Source organism: Nocardioides aromaticivorans (genome assembly GCF_013408525.1).
Taxonomy (GTDB): domain Bacteria; phylum Actinomycetota; class Actinomycetes; order Propionibacteriales; family Nocardioidaceae; genus Nocardioides; species Nocardioides aromaticivorans.
The window spans coordinates 60,613-78,333 of record NZ_JACBZM010000002.1; the positions used below are offsets into that span (position 1 = coordinate 60,613).

Consider the following 17,721-nt stretch of genomic DNA (forward strand, 5'->3'; position numbering starts at 1 on the left):
CTGCCTCGTTCTGTTCCCGCCCGACCAAGGGCCCCGCGTGCCACGATTCACCCGTGGGACTCTTCAAGCGCAGCGAGGCCGTCCGGGCCAAGAAGATCGGGGCTCATGCCCGATACGTCGACGAGGACGTCCAGCGCATCGACCTCAAGGTCACCAGCATCGATGGCGAGACGGCGACGATCGACCTGAGCCTCGACCAGACCCGTCAGCTGGTGATCGACCTGACCAACGCCTACGGGGCCTGCCGGCCGGCGCTCCTCGACCTGGAGCAGGTCGACCGGATCACCTCGTTCTTCGGGATGCGCTGATGGTCCGCTACGAGTACGACGAGGAAGCCAGCGCGGCCGAGCACATGGACGTGGTGTACGAGGTGGACGACAGCCCGGCACCGGTCTCGAGGTGGGTGGACGCCATGCGTCACCTCAACACGATCAACGACCCTCTCGCCCGCAAGCTCATCGCATTACACCGCGACTGCGGATCGGGGTCGGGAGTCTGTGACGACATCGACGACGATCCCGCCCCGATGGATCGCCGCGGTGGATGGGGCTGCGAGACGACCGAGATCATCGCCTCGCACTTCGGCATCGAGTACCCGCTGGGCGCGGCGAGCGATCACCCGTGAGCTCGAACGACTCCAATTCCCGGCTCGCCGACCTCATCCGTGCCGGCCTGAGCCGCGCCGACGAACTCGGCCGCGCCCGGGTCCCGCTCAAGCTCTACCCGCCCGAGGAGCAGGAAGAGCTCCTCACGCTCCTCCACGCCTACCTGTGGGACACCGCGGCTCCTTACGACGACGATTGGCACCGCTCCCCCGGCAACATCATGACCCTGTGGGCCGAGCTGCTCGAGATCGGCACCGAGACTCGCCAGCGGCTGATCACGCTCCGTACCGACCTGGTCAAGGCCCTCACCGAGCGCGGTCTGGGCTACCGGACGCACCCGCGGTCGGTGCCCGTGCTGGTGCGCGAGTACAGCGGACCGATCGAGACCCCCGTCCATCCCGGTGACGCCCGAGAGTCGTCGAGCACGATCGCCGTCGGCGCCTGGGGCGCTGGATTCGGCGACGCCGCCACCAACCGTGAGGTCGAGCTGGCAGCCGAGCAGGCGGTTCGCAAGCACTACGAAGCCGACGGGTGGGAGGTGACCCGGGTCGCCCACCTCAAGTGCGGATGGGACCTCACCGCCGCGCAGGACGGCCAAGAACTCCACGTCGAGGTGAAGGGTGTGTCGAGCTCGCTGCCCTCGGTGCTGCTCACCCGCAACGAACTGCGCAAGGCCGAAACGGATCCCGACTGGCTGCTGGCCGTGGTGACCAACGCGCTGTCTGACTCGCCGACCCTGACCAGGTTCGACCGGCAGGCCGTGGCCGCGGCTGCCGACCCGACCGTCTACCGCGTCAACCTCGCCCCGTGAAGCCCCGCAGCGTGGCGACACGATCCACCGTGCTGAGCGCCGGCATCGATCTGTCCGCTGACCCGAAGAAGACGGGCGTCGCGATCCTCGAGTGGGCCGAGACCGGCGCCATAGTTACTGGTCTCGATGTCGGCCGGCACTCGGATGGAGACCTGGCGGACCTGATCGGAGTCGTGGACAAGGTCGGCATCGACTGCCCGCTGGGTTGGCCGATCGCCTTCGTCGACTACCTCATCGCGCACCGCGCCGGCGGCCGGGATCTGGTTGTGCCCCCGACCCGACACCCACTGACCAACCGCGCTACCGACCTGCACCTGCGCGAGACCCTGAGACTGCAGCCGCTCAGCGTCTCGGCAGACCGGATCGGCGCAGCGGCGATGCGGTGCGCAGCCATCTTGTCCGGCCTCACCCGCGAGGGCGTCGAGATCGACCGAACCGGCCGCTCCGGTCCCGTCGTCGAGGTCTACCCCGCGGCGGCTCTCAAACTGTGGGGCCTCCCCCACCAAGGCTATAAGGGTCGCGAGCCGGCCAACGCCCGTCGGCGCGCTGAGCTGGTCCAGCTGACCTCCGCGGTACTGCCGTGGCTCGAACTAGGCGAGTTCGCCGAGCTCTGCGTGGACGTCGACGATGCCCTTGACGCCGTGCTCTGCGCGGCGATCGCCGGCTTGGCCTTGCGAGGGGAGACCGAGGAGATCCCCGAAGAGCACCTCGCGGCCGCGGCGGTCGAGGGGTGGATTGCCGTGCCGACTCGCGCCTGACCCGGCCAGAGCCCCGCCGCCGCCATGCGTCAAGTATTCTTGACGCATGGTCCGGCCCAACAGCCCTAAGGCGCCCGGCTACGTGCCGAGCCACTCGCGCGTCCAGTTCCGGGCCCGCCGAACTGCCCTCGAGCGCGCGGACGCGGTCGAGGAGGCCGTCCGCGCAGCGCAGGCCGAGTTGGGGCACGCCCAAAGGGCCCGCCACGCGGGCGGGCAGCTCGAGCACCTCACTGCCGCGATCGTGCAGCTGGTGGACGCCCAGGCGACTCTGGTCGCGCAGATGCGCGCAGACAACGAGCCCTGGTCGAGGATCGGGGACGCCCTTGGACTGACGAAGCAGGCCGCTCAGAACCGGTTCGGCAAGAGTTCTTGACGCCAGTCGCTGCGTGCCCACGTCCAGGGCTATCGCATCCGGCCCGCCTTTCGGTAGGTGGCCGCTGGCGGCCGCGGCTTGTCTGGGATCTGGACCTCGAACAGCACGATTCGCTGTGCCGGCCCGCACGCTCGCATGAGGACGCGGCGCTCAGCCTCGGTAGCGACGAACAGGGTCAGCTCGCGGAAGCGGTCGAGGACCTCGGCCGAGATCCTGCTGATCACCGGACTGATCACTCCCTGCGGCATGTCGTGGACGAACAGCGGCACCCCCATCGCCCACGCCGGCGCCGCGTCCCGCACCCCGACGTAGCCGCGTGCCTCTCGGCCAACCAGCTCCACTGCCGGCGCCGTCAGCGCCTGCTGGCGGGCCAGTTTGGCCGCGATCGCCGCAAGGTGGCGCTGCCGCTCGTCGGCGACGAGCGCGGCGCGGTCGCGCCGGCGTGCTGCGGCCTGCGCTTGTGCGCGTTCGGCGGCGACGTGCTGTTGCGTTGTCCACACGAATCCTGTCCCATCGGTGCGCGTCTCGGTTGACCACCGCGGGACCTGGTGTGGTCTGACGGTGCCAGCCAGGACGCCGGCCACGAACACTCCGAGGTTGAGATGCGTCCCATGTGCCCACGAGGCGTGTCCGGCGCAGGGGCCGAGAGGGTCGTCGAAGCACCGCCGGCGATCGGGGCACCAGCGCTCGCGGAAGGTTCCGAGTCCGCCGACGACCTCGGCCTCCGTCGTCGCGGCCGCCCTCGGCTCGGGGGCCGGGGAGAGCCGGACGGCGGGGACGGGAGGCACCGCGCTCACCCACGGGCGATCCTGGTCGGTCACCCAGCACACTGCAACGCCCGAAGCCCGCATCCGCGCGGTGCGCTCGAGCAGCTCGTCGACCGTGATCTGCGCCAGCTGGGCCTCCCAGGCCATCCGCCTGACCCCGTCCGGACTGGTGGCCAGTACATCTGCGCGCCAGGCCTCGCCGGCCACTTCGAGCTCGGCGTACCAACCAGCGTCGCGGATCGCCGAGGCCAACTGCAGCTTGAGCAGCCGGTGGGCCATGGTCTCGCCGACCAGTGAGCACGTTGGCGCCGCGCGGTCGTGAGCGAAGAACCGCAGCCCCTTCGGCGAGAGCTTGGCGTGGAGTCCATGCCCGCACTCGCGACACGTCAGGGGCGCGCGCGGCCGCGCCCGGTGGATCGCCCCCCAGGGCACACCTTCACCGAGCGGATCAACGGTTGCGTCGAGCACGCCGGTCACGGCGTGCTGCGCCGTCAGCGGCACGAGGGCAACTCTGCCGCAGAGGGCCGACAGAAGTGTGCGGATCAGTTGCGGTTGAGGCCGTGCCGGCGTGAGTCGAGGGCGTACTTGTAGTGGCTCTCGGCGGCGTCGATCTCGCGGGTGGGGGTTGCCGGGTCGAAGACCCGCAGCACCGAAAGGCGGAAGCCGGAGGGGTCCAGGTTGCGGAGCTCCACGTTCCCGCCGTGACCGTTTGTCGCGTACGCGGCCCAGCGCTGCAGGATGTTCTCGGCGCCGTCGGCCTTGCCCACGTAGTGGCGGCCGTCGCGGGTATCGGTGATGAGGTAGACACCGATCACGGACGAGAGGGCGGTGCGCCATGCGGCGTAGCGGTGCTCTCGGATGACGGCCTGCAGCTGGGGGTAGTCCAGCGTGAGCGCGTCGAAGCCGGGGAACCTCACCGGCTCGGCGTCGGCGATCTCCATCACCGGGTACGCGGCCGCGGTGGTCGCGTGGATCCGCCACGTTCGCGGGGAGCGCCACCCGATGACGAGCCGGTTGCGCAGGTCGCTCATCAGCTCGGAGTGCTCGAGGTGGAAGGTGCGACGCAGGCCGTCATTCTGCGTCTCCCCATGGTTCACCAGGACCGACCACAGCCGGGCGCGGTCGCCGCCCTCGGGGCGGAATACGATCCAGACGCCGGGAGGCTGCGCCGGGAAGATCCGGTGGTTGGCCACCTGGACGCTCGTGTAGGCCAGGATCTCCTCGTCCGAGGAGTCGCCGTGGAGGCCTACCGTCCCGTCCTCGTGCTCACGCACGTAGGCGTGCCGGATGACCAGGGCCGCGGCCGGGTCGAGGCCCGCGCTGGCGATGATCGAGGCGAAGGTGAGCGTCATGCGGGATCTTCCGTTCCGGTGGCGGCTGGAGCCGCGGCGATGCTGACCAGCACGTCGTGGCCAAGTGAGGGATCGACCACGACGTGCAGGCCGAGGTCAGTGATCCGCCCGTCCTGGGGATGCCAGTCGCGGTCCTCGCGGGTGCGACCCAGCAGCGGGTCGAGAGCATCGATCGTGGGCTTCCACAGGGTCAGCCAATTGCGCTGCGGACCGACGACGAAGGACAGCTGCAGCTGCACGGCGCCGGCGGGGATCGCCCCGGCGTCGACGACTGCGGACCGGACCTGCGCCTTGTACGCCGCCGTCGAGGCCGAGACGGTGGTGCGGACCGTGTAGGTGGCGCCGGGTGCGGCGCTCTCCCCCGCCGGTGCGATGAGGACCCGGGAAGTGTCGGCGTGCCTCTTGGTGCACCACACCGCCACGAGGTCCTCGTTGCGGAGCCGGGTGGCCAGCGGGAAGGCGTAGTTGTCCAGGTCAGCCATGTCGACCAGATCGCGCCCTGTCGGCAGGCCTACCTCGAGCAGCAGCGCCCAAGGGCGGCCGGATGTCAGGTGCGGCGCCACGAGCTGTGCAGTGTCCTCGAGGTACTCGCGGAGCCGCACCTGGTCGGGATCGGTCGACTTGTTCCAGCTGGCCAGGCGCGGAGTCTTCCGGAGCACCACGCCGTCCCCCTCGGGCCGGCGGTACCACCGCGGCGCGGTCACGGCAGGTCAACCGCGCCCGTCTGGTCCACCCACCAGACCTCGATCTGCGCCGCGGCGAGCGAACCCTCAGTCTCGGCGTGCAGGGTGCGGTAACGCGGGAAGTCCGGGAGGGCGATGACGCTGCCCCAGTCCGGCTCCTTGCCTCGCAGCCGCATCGCGGCCAGCACAGCCTGGGAATACCAGTGGCCGGCCTGGGTGCTCGGGCTGGTCCGCTTGGCCTCGCCGGCGCGCGCGGGGTCGGCGTAGTTGCGGCTGGGGAACCCCTTGACCTCGACGCCGACCGTCCGGCCATCGCGGGCCGCGATCACGTCGATGCCGTGCTCCTTCGTGGCGGTGTTGGCCACCGACAGGATGCGCCACCCCTTGCCGGCCAGCGCGGTGACCAGCGCGGCCTGAACGTTGGCCTCGGTGTGCCACTCCTCCGTCGAGTCGCCCGCATCGACGACTTCTTGCGCACGCGGTCGCCCAGCCGGTGCAGGCGGCTGCGCCGAGGCTGCCGGGGTGGGGCTGCGCCGCTCGACCTGGCCGGAGATCTCGTAGCCGAGGGCTGCGAGGTGGCGTCGAGCCGTGTTGGACATGAACTCCGTACGGGGGATGCCGGCGGCCACCTCGAACGCCTGAATGACGGGGAACCAGGTCGCGTTGACCTTCACCGCGTGCTTGCGGATTGCATCGGGCGCGACGTTGACGAGTCTTGCTGCGACGTCCTCACGGGACAGCTCATAGCTCTGGCCGTTGAGCGTGAACCGGATGGCATCGCGGCCGTTCGTCTCCATGGCCCGAAACTACGACACGGGCCCGACACCATTAGGGGTTTCCCCGCCATTGCCGGACGGGGGGCGACCCCACGACGATCGGCCAGCTCTCCTCTGGCGGTACTTCACGAAGCCCTCGACCGCCTGGGCCGTGACACCGATCTGCTCACCGATCCGGCGGTAGGAGTAGCCGCGGGCGTGGAGCACGACGGCGGGCGGCGTGCTCACGTCGCCAGGGGAAGTTCGTCTAGTGCTCGGCGGAGCGGCTACTCTTCGGAACATGTCGAACACACGTTCGACCACACCGAGACGGGGGGTGTCGGTCGAGACGACCGCGTCGTTCCCCAACCCGGCCCAGGACTACTTCGAGGGTCACCTGTCCCTCGACCGTCACCTGGTGCGCCGACCTACCTCGACCTTCGTCCTGCGGGTGAGCTCGGATGCACTGGCCAGTATGGGAATCCGGGCCGGAGACGAGGTGCTGGTCGACCGTGCCCTGGACCCTGCACCTGGCCGTGTGCTCGTAGTCGTTGTCGACAGTGAACGCCGCCTCGGCCGCTTCGACATCGTCGACGGCCGGGCAGTGCTCGCCACCGACCTCGAGCAGATCCCTCTCACGTCCGACGTGGAGCCCTGGGGTGTTGCCACGGTGCTGCTTCACCACCTTCCACTCGGTCCCGCCGGGGACCGCGACCGCCGCAACTACGCCCGGTAGCCCGATGAAGCGTTGCGCCTGGGGCCCGGACAACACCTCGCCGCCGATCGCGCTCGTCGACGTCCGCTCGATGTTCGTCTCGGTCGAGCGAGTCCTGGACCCGACGCTGCGCGATCGTGCCGTCATCGTGCTGTCCAACAACGACGGCTGCGCCGTGGCGCGCTCCGACGAGGCCAAAGCACTCGGCGTGCAGATGGGCGAACCCTGGTTCCAGCTGCGCGAGAAGCCGCACCTGTTCGACCTGGTCGCGAAGTCCAGCAACTACGAGGAGTACGGCGCCTTCTCCAGCAGGTTCCACGAGACCGTGGCCAGTGTCTCGGCGACGACCGAGACGTACTCGGTCGACGAGGCCTTCGTCGGCCTTCCCCGCCTCGAGCCGGCCGCGGCCGCGGCCGAGATCCAGGCACGGGTGCGCCAGTGGACCGGCCTGCCCACCGCAGCCGGGATCGGGCCGACCAAGACGCTGGCCAAGGTGGCCCAACGGCACGCCAAGACCGTCGGGCAACCCCTCGTCGACCTGACCACCTGGCGCCGGAATGACGTCGGCGCTCTCCTCGACGCCACCCCAGTCTCCGAGGTGTGGGGCATAGGCCCGCGCCTAACAGCCGGCCTCGCAGGGCTCGGCATCCACACCGCGGCGGACCTCGCTCTGGCAGACGCCGGCGTGCTGCGGCGCCGCTGGTCGGTCGTCCTCGAGCGCACCGCCCGCGAGCTCGCAGGCGTCCCCTGCATGCCCGTCGGGTTCAGCCCGAAGGACCGACAGCAGCTGATGTACTCGCGCATGCTCGGGGCCACGGTCAGCACCTCGGCCGAGATGCGCAGCGTGCTCGCGCAGTACGCCGCCGCAGCTGCCCGACGTCTACGCGCCCACGGCCTCGACGCCGCCTTGTTGCAGGTATGGATCAGCAGCAGCCGGTTCCGCGACGACGTCGCCCATCACTCCGCGGCAACGGCCTTCGACCCGCCGACCAGCGACCCGCTGCGGCTCATCTGCGGCGCTCGCGCCGTGCTGCCGAAGATGCGGGGGGGCTGGCCCTACAACCGAGCCGGGATCCTGCTCACCGGGCTGTCGCCGGCCGGCGCCTCTCCCCAGCTCTGGCCGGGCGAGACGCCGGCGCGACGACGGCTCGCCGCGGCCGTCGACGACCTCACCAGCCGCTACGGACGCAATGCCCTCGGCTGGGGCCCAACTGGACTTCGTGAGCGGCAACGGTGGGACATGAGACGAGAACGCCTCTCCCCCGCTGGCACGACCAACTGGAACCAGCTCCTCACCGTCCGTTGACTGCTGCAGGAGCGGCCAGACCGATCGCTTCGGCCTCACCCGCCGGCTCCTACGAGCAGACCCGCAGCGGCGCCGATGACCACGAAGGGCCCGAGCGGGATCCCGACGCCTCGCAATGACCGCCTCGTCACCACAGAGCGGACGATTGAGTAGCCCAAGGCCAGGAGCAACGCGCCGTAGATCCCGACCACGAACGGCTCCCATCCCACCCGCGCAGTCACCATGCCGACGAGGGCCGCCAGCCGTACGTCCCCGAACCCCAGCCCGGATCCGAAAAACCACAGCAGCCAGAACCCCGTCCTGGCGATCACGAGGCCGAGCGCCGCGCGAACCAACACGTCGAGCTCGCCCGTCAGGGCCCACTCGACGACCAACGCGGCCGCGACGGCGATCGTGGCTGAGACGACCAAGCGGCGCGGCAGAAGCTGCGCCCGCGCGTCGACGACCGCCAGGACGTACCCAATCGGCACAAGTGGCACGAGAACCAGCAGCAGCCGGTCGGCCCCGAAGGCCAAACCCAGGGTGCCGGCCGTGGCCCCGGACACGATCACGCCACCGGGCAGAAACCACCGTGTGTCCGCGATCGCGCTGTAGACCATGGTGGGTGCCCCCACCACGGCGGTCGTGCCCGTGTCATCCCTTCCGCCGCCGACCGGCAGCGGAAGCCGGCGGACGACGGCCGGAGCCGCGCAGGCCAGGGCGGCTGCAACGACGGCGCACACGCCGGCAACGGTCCACACAGGCATCGTCGTGCCGCTGCTGTCAGGTTTCCCAGCCGGCGGGCGACTCCAGGCGTGCGAACGGCCGCGGCCCCCCAGCCGCGTCCTCCTCAGCCCGGCGCATGACCTTCTGGATGACACCCTTGGTCACACCGAGCAGACGCGCGATCGTCAACAGCGACATCTTCGGGTGGGTTCGTAGGTAGAGCACCGTGGCGGTCCGCAGCGCGGCGTTGCTCTGGGTGAGCTGCGCCAGGTGTTCGTGCAGCACGCTGGTCAGCTGAGCGACGCCCTCTGGACCGCCGTACCGAGCCGACCAGCCAGGAGCGGCCTCCGCGGCAGCCGCGAGGAAGCCGGCGGGGTCACGAAGCACCTCCGCCACCACCTCGGCCGGCGCGGCGGTCACATCCTCAGGCTGCATGCCGCCGACTGTAACGATCTCCGCGCTCACCGGTCGGCCCGCACCGTGTAGTCCGGCCACGAGCACCGCTCGCAGTAACGCCAGACCGTCAGCGTGTCCGACGCGGACTCGAACCACTCCCCCCAATCATGGCCCTCCTGGACGCAGACACGACGTGCCCAGCAGCGCGAACAGAGCTGGACCTCCGCGGTCGACAGCCATGGCTCACAGTGCCGACGGATCCAGCCCTCCGCGTCGTCGACGGAGTCGAAGTGCGGCGTTCCCATCTCGTCCCAGCAGTCGTCGCCGCAGTCGTCACACAGGACCGTCACGCAAGGGTGCTCGTGGATCTTGATCGCCACGGCACACCTCCGTCCGTAGCGTCACGGGCTGACGGTCGACGCGGGGTCGACGACCTCGAGGCGGAGCTCTCCGCGTCGGCCCATTCGATGCCCGTCGTGTCCCTCACCGCGACTCCTCCCATGAGCGCGCTGCGGCAGATGCGGGCCAAGACCAACAGACGTCCGGTCGCCTCTGCACTCCGCCAGGTGGCGGGAGAGCAGGACGTTCGGCGGCGCCTCCCCCGGCCTCGTCGGTGACGCCGGCGATCAGGCATGTCGGGCACAGGTGCTCGGTCGCGGTCATCTCCCACCCCGCTTCGAGGGCGGCCTGGTCCGCGATCGAGGGCGTCCACCAACCGGTCCCCTCCGGGGCGGCCAGGCCGCAGCGGTCGCACAGGACGACGTAGTGCGCGGTCTCTCGGTAACACATCAGCCGTGACCTCCATCTGCATGCTTGTCGTCGACCCACGAGCCGTTCGAGGACAGGCGGACCAGCTCGTGGTAGTCGCACATACGGGCGCCGAGCTCCGCATGCCGCTCGCACCCCGGGAAGTCGCAAGTGGCCCCCAGGTGCTGCTGCTCGCGGTGGAAGGCGAGGCTTGTCGCGGCCGCGCCCTCGGCGGAGGCCGTCATGTTGCGGTGGTTCGCGACGCGGTCCATCACGAGCTCCAGGAAGGCCGGTTGAGGTTGATCGCGCTGGACAGGAGGGCGGTGTAGTGGCTGCAGGGAGTGGAAGGTGCGGTCATCAAGGCTGGGCCTCCGTAGTGGTCGGGCGGAAGGAGCAGTTCGGGTGCCGGGCGGGGGCCCGGAGCCGGCGCGTCGTACTTCCCGTCGTGCGAGTTCGGTTCACAGCAACATCGCTTCGGTCGGAGTCGTGAGGCCGGCAGTGGCGACGGTGCGATCCTCAGGGCGCAGGGACCGGGCCGCCGGCGGCAGAAGAGCCGGCCGGAAACCGTTGCCCTCAGGGCCGTGCAGGACCGCACGGAGCCGGTTGCTGATCCACCAGCCGACCTGCGGTGAGACGGCGTTGCCGTAGCCATCTACCCGGTCGCTTGCGGACCCCCAGACCTGGAAGGTGCCCTGGTAGCCGGCGAAGTCGACGTCGAACCCGCACCCCCGGCCGATCTCGTGGTCGTACATCATCCGGAAGAAGCAGTCCTCGAGCGTGAGGTCCTCCAGTGCCTCGCGCCACTCGGCCATCAACAGCGCCGTTGTGTCGCGCGAGGTCAACGTCCCGAACGGATCGGTGACCGGATGGGGCGCCGTCTCCGTCCCCGTCGAGCCGTTCTGCTTGTACCAGCCGGAGAACAGCAGCGCCTGGGTCGGCTCAGCGGTGATCGCGCCCAGTGGATCCGAGACCGGGTGGGCGCGGTACTTGGCCTCGCTGATGGACCCGTTGTTCTTGATCGTGCCGGCCGCAGTGAGCAAACCGGGGATCTGGTCCGCGGTCACGGTCGGCATCGCCTCACCGTGCGTGGTGGGGGTCGTGTGTTGGCGATAGGGCAGCACACCAGCTGAGAGCAGGGCCATCGTCTCGGACCCGCCCTGGGTCGGGAGCGGCTCGTCGACCCCGCGCGCAGCGCCCTGGAAGTTGTCGATCGCCATCGCGACCGGTGGGGTGAGCAGTCCGTTCGCGTTCGTCGAGGTCTGTGACGGCAGCGGCTGGGAGAAGTCCCGGGTCCGGCACACCGAGCCCGGCCACTCGAAGGTGTTCCCGGCGGCCGCCATCACCGCCCCGGTCGCGACGACCGCGGCCTCCTGCTGGCCGCCGCTCGGTCGCCACGGGTGAGGCTCCGGGCCGAACTGCGACGTCGCCGGCACCATCACGGCCGGGAACTCGGCGAACCGCTGGCGGCACCGCTCAGCCCGCGCCATAGTCGCCCTCGCCAAGGGTGCGCGGTAGAGCTCGCCGGTCTTCTTGTCCCGGATCTCCTTGACCTTCATGTCCCCGATGCGAGTGCCCAGGTTCGACAAGTCGAGCGCGGCGAGCGAGGGTGTGAACGGCGGGATCACCTCGCGATAGCACGAGGGGCACCGGTAGTTGTACTGCTTTCCGTACCGAACCGACCCCGTCGGCGGGACGCCCGTCTTCCATGACCACACCGCCTCGACGACACGCTGGCAGTGGTCGCACCAGGACTCGGGCCGGTGGTCCAGGTCTGGAGTCGGGAGCTTCTTGTCCCAGAAGACCCAGTAGCCGCGGTCACGGGATTGGCCGACACCGAAGAACATCGAGTTGAGGTAGAGGACCTTGTGGTTGTAGCCCAGCAGGTCGAACTGCTTGAGCCACCACCGGTAGGTCGACCCGTCACCGACCTTCCGCTTGCCGGGAACCAGCTGACCCCACGAGTAGAGCTCGGTGGTGCACTCGACGAGGATCAGCCGCGGGTGATGCTGGGCGGCGTAGGCGAGCACGCAGTTCGCGGTGGCTCGATCGCGCTCGGAGCGGGTGACGCACGCTTCGTAGTCCGGGTCCTCGAGGTCGAACAGCGAGAGGCCCTGCTCGTAGGCCTTCTTCGTGTTCGCGGGCGAGTGGTTAGTACAAGACACCCCCGCGGTGAGAAGGTCACCGGCCGGGAGCTCCCGGACTGAGTGGTAGGCCGGTGATTCGGTGTCGACCAGGTCGGCGATCCAGTGCTCGGTCGTCGGGTGGTTGGCCTCGTGGACCTTGACCTTGTACTCGTTGTGGTTCGCCGCGGTGATCACGTCGAAGCCCGCGTGGGCGATCCCTTGCGTGAGACCCCCGAAGCCGGAAAAGAGGTCGACTGCGACGAGGGTGTCGTGCTTGAAGCGGCGCTGCTGCAGGGCGGGCCGCCACTCCGCCTCGGTCACCACAGCGCACCGTCCTGAGTCTTCACGAACTCGGCCGAAACGTGCTGCGCCCAGGCTCGGTAGCCGGCCCTGGAGGCGGGCCATTCCAGGCGCGTGCTGCCGGGCTCACGGCGCTGACAGATGCAGGAGTAGCGCGTGGGGTAGGACAGGACGTCGAGGTGGTGCTGCTCGAGGATGTCGACGAGGTTCATGCTGGTCGTCCCCTTTCAGCACCGAGCCGGCCGCAGCCTTCGCTGGCGGGGAACAGGCCGATCTGGCCGCGGAAGTGCTCGAGGTAGCCGATCCGGTAGACCTCGGCGGCATCCTCGGTCGGGAACGAGCCGCGCGGCCGCGGCGGGTTGCCGTTCCAGCCATCGATCACGCCCTGGTGGCGGGCCTCGGCGTTCACGCCGGACCAGATCCGGACGTGGCCCGTCGTGGGCGGAATCCAACGCAGGAGGCCGTGGGAGTTGCGGATCCACTCCCCCGTCATGACGCCGTCCCCGAGAAGACCAGCGAGGCGACGTGGCCGTCCTGAGGAACGCGGTCGGCGTGATCGGGGCACAGGTGCCCACCGCCTGAGCGGACCCAGCCAACCGGCATCTCCGCGGTAGACGGCTCGAGCCACTGCGCGCCCTGGTCGGAGCGAACCGAGACGCTGGCGCTGCAGGCCGACCGGTGCTCGGGCTTGCCGCCGATGAAGTCGCAGGTGAAGTAGGAGGTCTGGTGCTCCGGGATGACGTAGACGCTCACGGGTTCACCCCCAGCAGTCGGCCGAGCTGCTCCCACAAGTCGAGTACGTCGAGGCTGTCGGTCTCCTGATCGCCCCAGTTGTGGTGGAACTCGCGCACCGCGGTGAGCCGCTCGGCGTCGGTCGGCAGCGCGGCGATGTCGCTCGGCACGGGGGTGTTCAACGCGGACACCTCCTGCGGGCACGGGGACGGGTGCCGCGGGTCGTTGCTACCGCAGGCCCGGCACGTCCACCCGTTGCGGACCCGGATGCAGGCCCGGCACGGGTTGCGCTGCCGCGCCTGGTAGGCCGCGGTCGCATTGACCGTCTCTCCGCACTCCGGGCAGGGGTACGGGTAAGGGCCCTTGCCCCTCATGCGCCCGCCCCTTCCGTGTGGGCGGCCGCGGCGACTGCCGTCCAGTACGGCGCCGGGTCCGACTCGGGTGCCGCGTGCCGGCAGGTGCAGGTCTGGGCACACATCGGCCTGTCCTGGTTCGCGCATTCCTCCGGGCCATGTCCCGGCTGTTCACAGGCCTCGCAGATGCTCATCGACGACCTCCATCGCCTAACGGATGGTTCCCTAGGGCGTATACCCTGGGTCTACCGTATACCCCGGGTATACTCCATGTAAACCCCCTTCGCGCACGAGTCCCCGGCGAGTTCGTCATCGGCATGTCGACCACATCCCGGCCTGCCGATTGCGCGCGGCCGCCTCGAGCTGGGCATAGGAGTCGCGACGAAGGACGGGCATGGAGCTGTCGCGTGCCCCCGCGGCCCCAGCGCGGATCTGGGCGGCGCCTATGTCGCGGCCGGAGACCTGCACATAGCGCAGCCACCGGCCGTAGGTATCGACGTCGTCCTGGGTGGGGTCGCTCACGAGCGTGACGTGGGTGCCGGCCGGCAGCAGCTGCTTGAGGTGCCGGGTGGCCGCCTGGCCGTAGCACTCCCCCGGCTTGCCGGGATGCGGGATCTCGGGAGCGCTGATCCCGAGGAACCGCACCCGGACGTCGCGACCGTCGTCGGTGGTGACCTGGACCGTGTCCCCGTCGAGGACGTAGGCCACGACGCCGGCGGTGCGCTCACCTCGTGTTCCGGAACTGGTGGGGGTGTCGAGGATGTCGCCGCCAGCGGCGAAGCCGCCGACGATCCCGCGGACGCCGACGACGACCACGGCGGCCACGATCGCCAGGGACAGGAGCCGTATCGGCTTGCTCGCGATCATCGAGCCACCTCCGCCCGGAGCGTGGTGCTGGCTGGCTGGTGGAGCTCGTCTTGGCGAAGCGGCCGCGGGCTGGGTGGGAGCAGGCCCGGCCGCACGTCGGTGCGGCCCTCCTCGGCGGCCCCTGATGCAGCCGGGCCCTGCTCGACCGCTGCCCGGACCCGCGGGTTCGCGTCGCCGAGCAGAGCGTGCAGCGTCGCCGGGTTGATGGCCGGGTTCTTCGCGAGCGCGACTCGCACGCTCGGGTCCGGGTCGGCCTGGAGACGGGTCAGCACGTCGGGGTCGACGTGCTGGTTGCGGGCCAGAGCTCGACGGACCTTGGGCTCCTGGTCGAGCGCGACCCGGTGTGAGTCGGCCGCGTCGATGTTCGGGTTCTTCGCTGCGTGCTCGCGCACCCAGGCGTCGGTGTCCTCGTGAGCGAGCCGGTGCAGGGCCGCGATCGGGAGAGAGGGGTTGGTCGCGGCCAGGGCGCGCGTGTGGTTGCCCGTCGAGGTGTCTCTGGACATGCGCTCCAGCACGTCGGCCGGCGTCGAGGGGTTCTTTGCGACTTGCGCCATGGTGTTGCCGTCCGTGTGCTCCCAGCCGGCAAGGATGCGCGATGGGGTGTTCGGGTTGCTGGCCACCGCGTGGCGAACGTCCGAGTCGATCCACTGGCGTCCCGGCGACGGCGTCGTCGCGAGGTGCTCCAGCGTCGTTGCGCACGCGTGCGGGTGCCGGCCGATCGCGGCGAGCACCATCTGGTCGGGATCCCCGACCATCCGCGCGAGCGTGGCCTCGGCGGTGCGCGGGTTGGTGGCCACCAGCCAGCGGACCTTCGTCGCCGTGAGCTCCCTGGCCTCGTCGGGGTCATCGGCCAGCTGGTCGAGCGTCTCCATCGGGGTGTTCGGGTTCCCGGCGACGGCCCGGCGGACCTTGACGTCCTCATCCGTGCCCAGGCCCGCCAAGGTCGCGGCCGAGGCCGCGTGGTTCTCTGCGACGGTGCGGCGGTTCAGGGCGATCTCGCTGCTCGCGATCGCGGCGAGCTCATCGGGGTCGGTGCTGCGGCGAGCCTCGGTGTAGTGCAGGACGAGTGCAGGATCGATCGGCAGGGTCGCCCGCGTGGGTGCCGGGACATCGGAGGCCAGCGCCTTGTAGGCAACGAACGGGGTGCCGTCGGCATCGCGAATGATGAGGATGCCGCTCGCGTCCCGCTCGGCTTGCTGGCCGGCCCATGCGAGGTGCGAGCCCTGGTCGACGCCGAGCGGGGTACTCACCATCTCGTAGCCCGTCTGCTTGGTCACCGTGCGGACATCGGGTGTCGTCTGCTCGCGCTGGCCGGACAGGTAGAAGACCTGGATGCGCGAACCGACCGGCAGCGTGCGGCGCACCTCAGCGACGGAGATCCGCGCCCTGTCCTCACCGATCGGCAGGATCGGCGTCCCCGAGCTCGCCGCCGTGATGGGCCGTCCCAGCTGCTGATCCTCCAGGAGCTCGAGGAGGTCCCCGGCCTCCTCCTGCCCGCCCGCATCGGCGCCGAGCGCACGCAGGTGCAGCTCGAGCCGTTCGGTCTCAAGCGCGGTCCTGCGCTCCTCCCACGCCGCGAGCACGCCGCTGGCCTCGAAGGCCTGGTACTCGCGTACATAGGCGTCCTGGCGCGGCGTGAGCGGCTCGCCTGGGACGATCGGCCCGCACCCGACCGCGGCCGCGCTGGCCGTGAACCGCGGGTAGGCGGACTGGTGGGCGCGCCACCGCGCGCGGAACTCGACGAACTGGTTGCGGACGTCGTCGGGCACCGCAAGCGCGATCGCCTCGATCTCCGGCCACGGGATGACCTCGGCCGGGTTGTGCCATGCGTCGTCGACACCGAAGCCCAGGCCCTCTGTGGTGCCGACGATCCGCGCCCCCGTTTCCGGGTCGCGGTGGTGTGTGCCTGACCAGCCGCCCTCACGAACCTGCGCAACCTTCGCTGGGTCGACCAGGATCGAGGTCAGCGCCCAGGCCGGCCACGATCTCAACAGCTCGCGTTGACGCCGCCGGCTTGTGACGACTGTTGCCTGCCCGGTCACGACGCAAGCCCGGGTCCGGGGGCCGGGGTGACCGGCGAGGTCGTGCTCAGCTCCTCGGGACGATGCGGACGACGGGTGCTGTCCGGCTTGAGCGGCGGCCGCGCGCCGGCGACGGCGGCGAGCGCCTTCTCGATCGAGTCGCGGCTGCGCACCCACGTCTCCAGCTCGACGCCGAGGACGTCAGCCACGTGGGTGTCCGTGACCGGGATCGGGCGGTCCTGGTTGTTCAGCTGAAGCGCCACGCTGCCGTCGGTGTGTCGAGTCACCGTGACCGCCGGCGAGGCGTGTGTCCGTCCCGGACCGGCCGGGCTCGCCTCGATCCGTCCTGAGACCTCACCCGAGGCCCCGGTCGCTGGCTCGCGGTAGCAGATCCGACCCCTGCTCCAGGCGACCGCCTGGTCGAGCCGCCCGCGCGCTCGGACCGACAGTCCGCTGCTCTCCCGCCGCGTCGCCGACGACCCCGGCTCGCAGCCGAGTCCCTCGAGGATCGATGCCGTGGGGATACCCATGGCCACGAAGGTCCCCAGGCTCAGTCGGTCCGCGTTCGCCTTGACGACTTCGACCTCGAGCGCTCGCACCGCGTCCTCGCCGAGCTCGCGGACGGCCGCCTCCCGGGTCCCGTCGTCAGCGTTCTGCCCGGCGCTCATGAGGCCTCTCCCGGGTAGTTCTTGTGCGGCGGACACGCGCAGTCCTCGCAGGGCAGGAAGTGGTGGGAGTGGCCGCACCACGGGCATGGCAGGTCATGGCCGGTGATGATCGGGGTCGTACCAAGCTCCTGATCCCGCAAGGCCGCAACTCGCACCAGCGGAGCGGAGCACCTCGTCGCGGTGTCCATCACGCCACCTGGACTCCGACCTGAGCAGCGTCGCCGGCGTCCTCCTCGTCGTTGCCCTCGGTCGTGTCCGTCCCGAGCTGCCGCAGCCGACGGACCGTCGGTGTGTCGAGACCGGTCAGTTTCACGATGTCCTTGATCGCGAGCTTCTCCGCGACGAGTCGCTCGACTGCGGCCGCGGCCGCGGCCTCCGCGTCGGTCACGGCCTGCTCGGCTCGGGCCCGCTCCTCCCAGGCCACCTCGACGTCGACCGACGCCTCGTCGATGCGCCGCTCCCGCGCCAGCTGGTCCGGGTCCAGCTTCAGCCGGCGCTCCCGCGCCGCCTTCAGTCGGGCATCCCGAGCCCGATCCCGACTCGCCTGGGCCTGCGTCGCCTTCCCCATCGGGGATCACCTCTTCCTTGATCGGCATGTCACGGAAATCCACCGCGACCCCTTCACCAGCAAGAAGCAACCTCGACCGACCCCGATCGGACACCTCGACCCCGACGACTCGCGAA

Annotated in this window: 25 protein-coding genes; 7 read left to right on the forward strand and 18 right to left on the reverse strand. The window is 70.3% G+C overall.

Features of this window, described 5'->3' with window-relative positions; translation table 11 throughout:
* Positions 1-53 precede the first annotated feature (53 nt).
* Genes BJ993_RS24695 through BJ993_RS24715 form a run of 5 tightly spaced genes read left to right on the forward strand, consistent with a single transcriptional unit; the run spans position 54 to position 2,547 of the window.
* Complete coding sequence (locus BJ993_RS24695) at positions 54-308, forward strand: hypothetical protein (protein ID WP_179652753.1); 255 nt, start codon at positions 54-56, stop codon at positions 306-308.
* The gene (locus BJ993_RS24700) at positions 308-625 is read left to right on the forward strand and encodes a hypothetical protein (protein WP_179652755.1); all 318 of its coding nucleotides are present in this window, start codon (positions 308-310) and stop codon (positions 623-625) included. The genes BJ993_RS24695 and BJ993_RS24700 overlap by 1 nt, the downstream gene beginning before the upstream one ends.
* The gene (locus tag BJ993_RS24705; protein WP_179652757.1) at positions 622-1,416 is read left to right on the forward strand and encodes a protein NO VEIN domain-containing protein; all 795 of its coding nucleotides are present in this window, start codon (positions 622-624) and stop codon (positions 1,414-1,416) included. Before BJ993_RS24700 ends, BJ993_RS24705 begins: the two co-directional genes overlap by 4 nt.
* Complete coding sequence (locus BJ993_RS24710; protein WP_179652759.1) at positions 1,413-2,174, forward strand: DUF429 domain-containing protein; 762 nt, start codon at positions 1,413-1,415, stop codon at positions 2,172-2,174. The genes BJ993_RS24705 and BJ993_RS24710 overlap by 4 nt, the downstream gene beginning before the upstream one ends.
* Positions 2,175-2,220: 46 nt before the next feature.
* Positions 2,221-2,547, forward strand: coding sequence for a hypothetical protein (locus BJ993_RS24715; protein WP_179652761.1), 327 nt, complete (start codon positions 2,221-2,223; stop codon positions 2,545-2,547).
* Between the two features lie 29 nt (positions 2,548-2,576).
* On the opposite strand, the gene BJ993_RS24720 is transcribed toward BJ993_RS24715, so the two are convergent.
* Genes BJ993_RS24720 through BJ993_RS24740 form a run of 5 tightly spaced genes read right to left on the reverse strand, consistent with a single transcriptional unit; the run spans position 2,577 to position 6,353 of the window.
* On the reverse strand, positions 2,577-3,815 hold the full coding sequence (locus BJ993_RS24720; protein WP_179652763.1) for a competence protein CoiA family protein: 1,239 nt from the start codon (positions 3,813-3,815) through the stop codon (positions 2,577-2,579).
* Positions 3,816-3,856: 41 nt separating this feature from the next.
* Positions 3,857-4,666 (reverse strand): GIY-YIG nuclease family protein, encoded by an 810-nt coding sequence (locus BJ993_RS24725; protein ID WP_179652765.1) that lies wholly within the window; start codon positions 4,664-4,666, stop codon positions 3,857-3,859.
* Positions 4,663-5,328, reverse strand: a complete 666-nt coding sequence (locus BJ993_RS24730; RefSeq protein WP_218865375.1) for a hypothetical protein — start codon at positions 5,326-5,328, stop codon at positions 4,663-4,665. Before BJ993_RS24730 ends, BJ993_RS24725 begins: the two co-directional genes overlap by 4 nt.
* A 38-nt stretch (positions 5,329-5,366) precedes the next feature.
* Positions 5,367-6,146, reverse strand: a complete 780-nt coding sequence (locus tag BJ993_RS24735) for a hypothetical protein (RefSeq protein WP_179652769.1) — start codon at positions 6,144-6,146, stop codon at positions 5,367-5,369.
* A gap of 9 nt (positions 6,147-6,155) precedes the next feature.
* Positions 6,156-6,353 (reverse strand): hypothetical protein, encoded by a 198-nt coding sequence (locus BJ993_RS24740; RefSeq protein ID WP_179652771.1) that lies wholly within the window; start codon positions 6,351-6,353, stop codon positions 6,156-6,158.
* Between the two features lie 52 nt (positions 6,354-6,405).
* On the opposite strand from BJ993_RS24740, the gene BJ993_RS24745 reads away from it, so the two are divergent.
* The gene (locus tag BJ993_RS24745) at positions 6,406-6,840 is read left to right on the forward strand and encodes a LexA family protein (RefSeq protein WP_179652773.1); all 435 of its coding nucleotides are present in this window, start codon (positions 6,406-6,408) and stop codon (positions 6,838-6,840) included.
* Positions 6,841-6,844: 4 nt separating this feature from the next.
* On the forward strand, positions 6,845-8,125 hold the full coding sequence (locus BJ993_RS24750) for a Y-family DNA polymerase (protein WP_179652775.1): 1,281 nt from the start codon (positions 6,845-6,847) through the stop codon (positions 8,123-8,125).
* Positions 8,126-8,160: 35 nt separating this feature from the next.
* Here BJ993_RS24750 and BJ993_RS24755 read toward each other — a convergent pair whose 3' ends face one another.
* From BJ993_RS24755 to BJ993_RS24810, 13 genes are all read right to left on the reverse strand, one after another.
* Entirely contained in the window at positions 8,161-8,871 is a 711-nt protein-coding gene (locus BJ993_RS24755) for a prepilin peptidase (RefSeq protein ID WP_179652777.1), read from the reverse strand.
* 16 nt (positions 8,872-8,887) lie between these two features.
* Positions 8,888-9,265, reverse strand: coding sequence for a hypothetical protein (locus tag BJ993_RS24760; RefSeq protein WP_179652779.1), 378 nt, complete (start codon positions 9,263-9,265; stop codon positions 8,888-8,890).
* A 26-nt stretch (positions 9,266-9,291) separates the two neighbouring features.
* Complete coding sequence (locus tag BJ993_RS24765) at positions 9,292-9,606, reverse strand: hypothetical protein (RefSeq protein ID WP_179652781.1); 315 nt, start codon at positions 9,604-9,606, stop codon at positions 9,292-9,294.
* Between the two features lie 408 nt (positions 9,607-10,014).
* A complete protein-coding gene (locus tag BJ993_RS24770) occupies positions 10,015-10,245 on the reverse strand; it encodes a hypothetical protein (RefSeq protein WP_179652783.1) in 231 nt (76 codons plus the stop codon).
* Positions 10,246-10,431: 186 nt separating this feature from the next.
* On the reverse strand, positions 10,432-12,417 hold the full coding sequence (locus tag BJ993_RS24775) for a DNA cytosine methyltransferase (RefSeq protein ID WP_308645717.1): 1,986 nt from the start codon (positions 12,415-12,417) through the stop codon (positions 10,432-10,434).
* Positions 12,414-12,608, reverse strand: coding sequence for a hypothetical protein (locus BJ993_RS24780; RefSeq protein ID WP_179652787.1), 195 nt, complete (start codon positions 12,606-12,608; stop codon positions 12,414-12,416). The genes BJ993_RS24775 and BJ993_RS24780 overlap by 4 nt, the downstream gene beginning before the upstream one ends.
* On the reverse strand, positions 12,605-12,889 hold the full coding sequence (locus BJ993_RS24785) for a hypothetical protein (protein WP_179652789.1): 285 nt from the start codon (positions 12,887-12,889) through the stop codon (positions 12,605-12,607). The genes BJ993_RS24780 and BJ993_RS24785 overlap by 4 nt, the downstream gene beginning before the upstream one ends.
* Positions 12,886-13,149, reverse strand: a complete 264-nt coding sequence (locus BJ993_RS24790; RefSeq protein ID WP_179652791.1) for a hypothetical protein — start codon at positions 13,147-13,149, stop codon at positions 12,886-12,888. Before BJ993_RS24790 ends, BJ993_RS24785 begins: the two co-directional genes overlap by 4 nt.
* The gene (locus BJ993_RS24795) at positions 13,146-13,310 is read right to left on the reverse strand and encodes a hypothetical protein (RefSeq protein WP_179652793.1); all 165 of its coding nucleotides are present in this window, start codon (positions 13,308-13,310) and stop codon (positions 13,146-13,148) included. The genes BJ993_RS24790 and BJ993_RS24795 overlap by 4 nt, the downstream gene beginning before the upstream one ends.
* A 480-nt stretch (positions 13,311-13,790) precedes the next feature.
* Positions 13,791-14,348: a thermonuclease family protein gene (locus BJ993_RS24800; RefSeq protein WP_179652795.1), complete on the reverse strand. Its 558-nt coding sequence runs from the start codon at positions 14,346-14,348 to the stop codon at positions 13,791-13,793.
* Positions 14,345-15,601: a hypothetical protein gene (locus BJ993_RS26810; RefSeq protein ID WP_373366974.1), complete on the reverse strand. Its 1,257-nt coding sequence runs from the start codon at positions 15,599-15,601 to the stop codon at positions 14,345-14,347. The genes BJ993_RS24800 and BJ993_RS26810 overlap by 4 nt, the downstream gene beginning before the upstream one ends.
* Positions 15,602-16,386: 785 nt before the next feature.
* Positions 16,387-17,037, reverse strand: coding sequence for a hypothetical protein (locus tag BJ993_RS26815; RefSeq protein WP_373366972.1), 651 nt, complete (start codon positions 17,035-17,037; stop codon positions 16,387-16,389).
* A 187-nt stretch (positions 17,038-17,224) separates the two neighbouring features.
* The gene (locus tag BJ993_RS24810) at positions 17,225-17,605 is read right to left on the reverse strand and encodes a hypothetical protein (protein WP_179652799.1); all 381 of its coding nucleotides are present in this window, start codon (positions 17,603-17,605) and stop codon (positions 17,225-17,227) included.
* Positions 17,606-17,721: the final 116 nt, after the last annotated feature.

Excerpts from the sequence above, each read along its gene's own strand:
- BJ993_RS24700 (WP_179652755.1), top strand. The coding sequence starts at position 308 with ATGGTCCGCTACGAGTACGACGAGGAAGCCAGCGCGGCCGAGCACATG.
- BJ993_RS24715 (WP_179652761.1), top strand. The coding sequence starts at position 2,221 with ATGGTCCGGCCCAACAGCCCTAAGGCGCCCGGCTACGTGCCGAGCCAC.
- BJ993_RS24725 (WP_179652765.1), bottom strand. The coding sequence starts at position 4,666 with ATGACGCTCACCTTCGCCTCGATCATCGCCAGCGCGGGCCTCGACCCG.
- BJ993_RS24735 (WP_179652769.1), bottom strand. The coding sequence starts at position 6,146 with ATGGAGACGAACGGCCGCGATGCCATCCGGTTCACGCTCAACGGCCAG.
- BJ993_RS24745 (WP_179652773.1), top strand. The coding sequence starts at position 6,406 with ATGTCGAACACACGTTCGACCACACCGAGACGGGGGGTGTCGGTCGAG.
- BJ993_RS24750 (WP_179652775.1), top strand. The coding sequence starts at position 6,845 with ATGAAGCGTTGCGCCTGGGGCCCGGACAACACCTCGCCGCCGATCGCG.
- BJ993_RS24755 (WP_179652777.1), bottom strand. The coding sequence starts at position 8,871 with ATGCCTGTGTGGACCGTTGCCGGCGTGTGCGCCGTCGTTGCAGCCGCC.
- BJ993_RS24760 (WP_179652779.1), bottom strand. The coding sequence starts at position 9,265 with ATGCAGCCTGAGGATGTGACCGCCGCGCCGGCCGAGGTGGTGGCGGAG.
- BJ993_RS24770 (WP_179652783.1), bottom strand. The coding sequence starts at position 10,245 with ATGGACCGCGTCGCGAACCACCGCAACATGACGGCCTCCGCCGAGGGC.
- BJ993_RS24780 (WP_179652787.1), bottom strand. The coding sequence starts at position 12,608 with ATGAACCTCGTCGACATCCTCGAGCAGCACCACCTCGACGTCCTGTCC.
- BJ993_RS24785 (WP_179652789.1), bottom strand. The coding sequence starts at position 12,889 with ATGACGGGGGAGTGGATCCGCAACTCCCACGGCCTCCTGCGTTGGATT.
- BJ993_RS24800 (WP_179652795.1), bottom strand. The coding sequence starts at position 14,348 with ATGATCGCGAGCAAGCCGATACGGCTCCTGTCCCTGGCGATCGTGGCC.
- BJ993_RS26810 (WP_373366974.1), bottom strand. The coding sequence starts at position 15,601 with ATGGTGAGTACCCCGCTCGGCGTCGACCAGGGCTCGCACCTCGCATGG.
- BJ993_RS26815 (WP_373366972.1), bottom strand. The coding sequence starts at position 17,037 with ATGAGCGCCGGGCAGAACGCTGACGACGGGACCCGGGAGGCGGCCGTC.
- BJ993_RS24810 (WP_179652799.1), bottom strand. The coding sequence starts at position 17,605 with ATGGGGAAGGCGACGCAGGCCCAGGCGAGTCGGGATCGGGCTCGGGAT.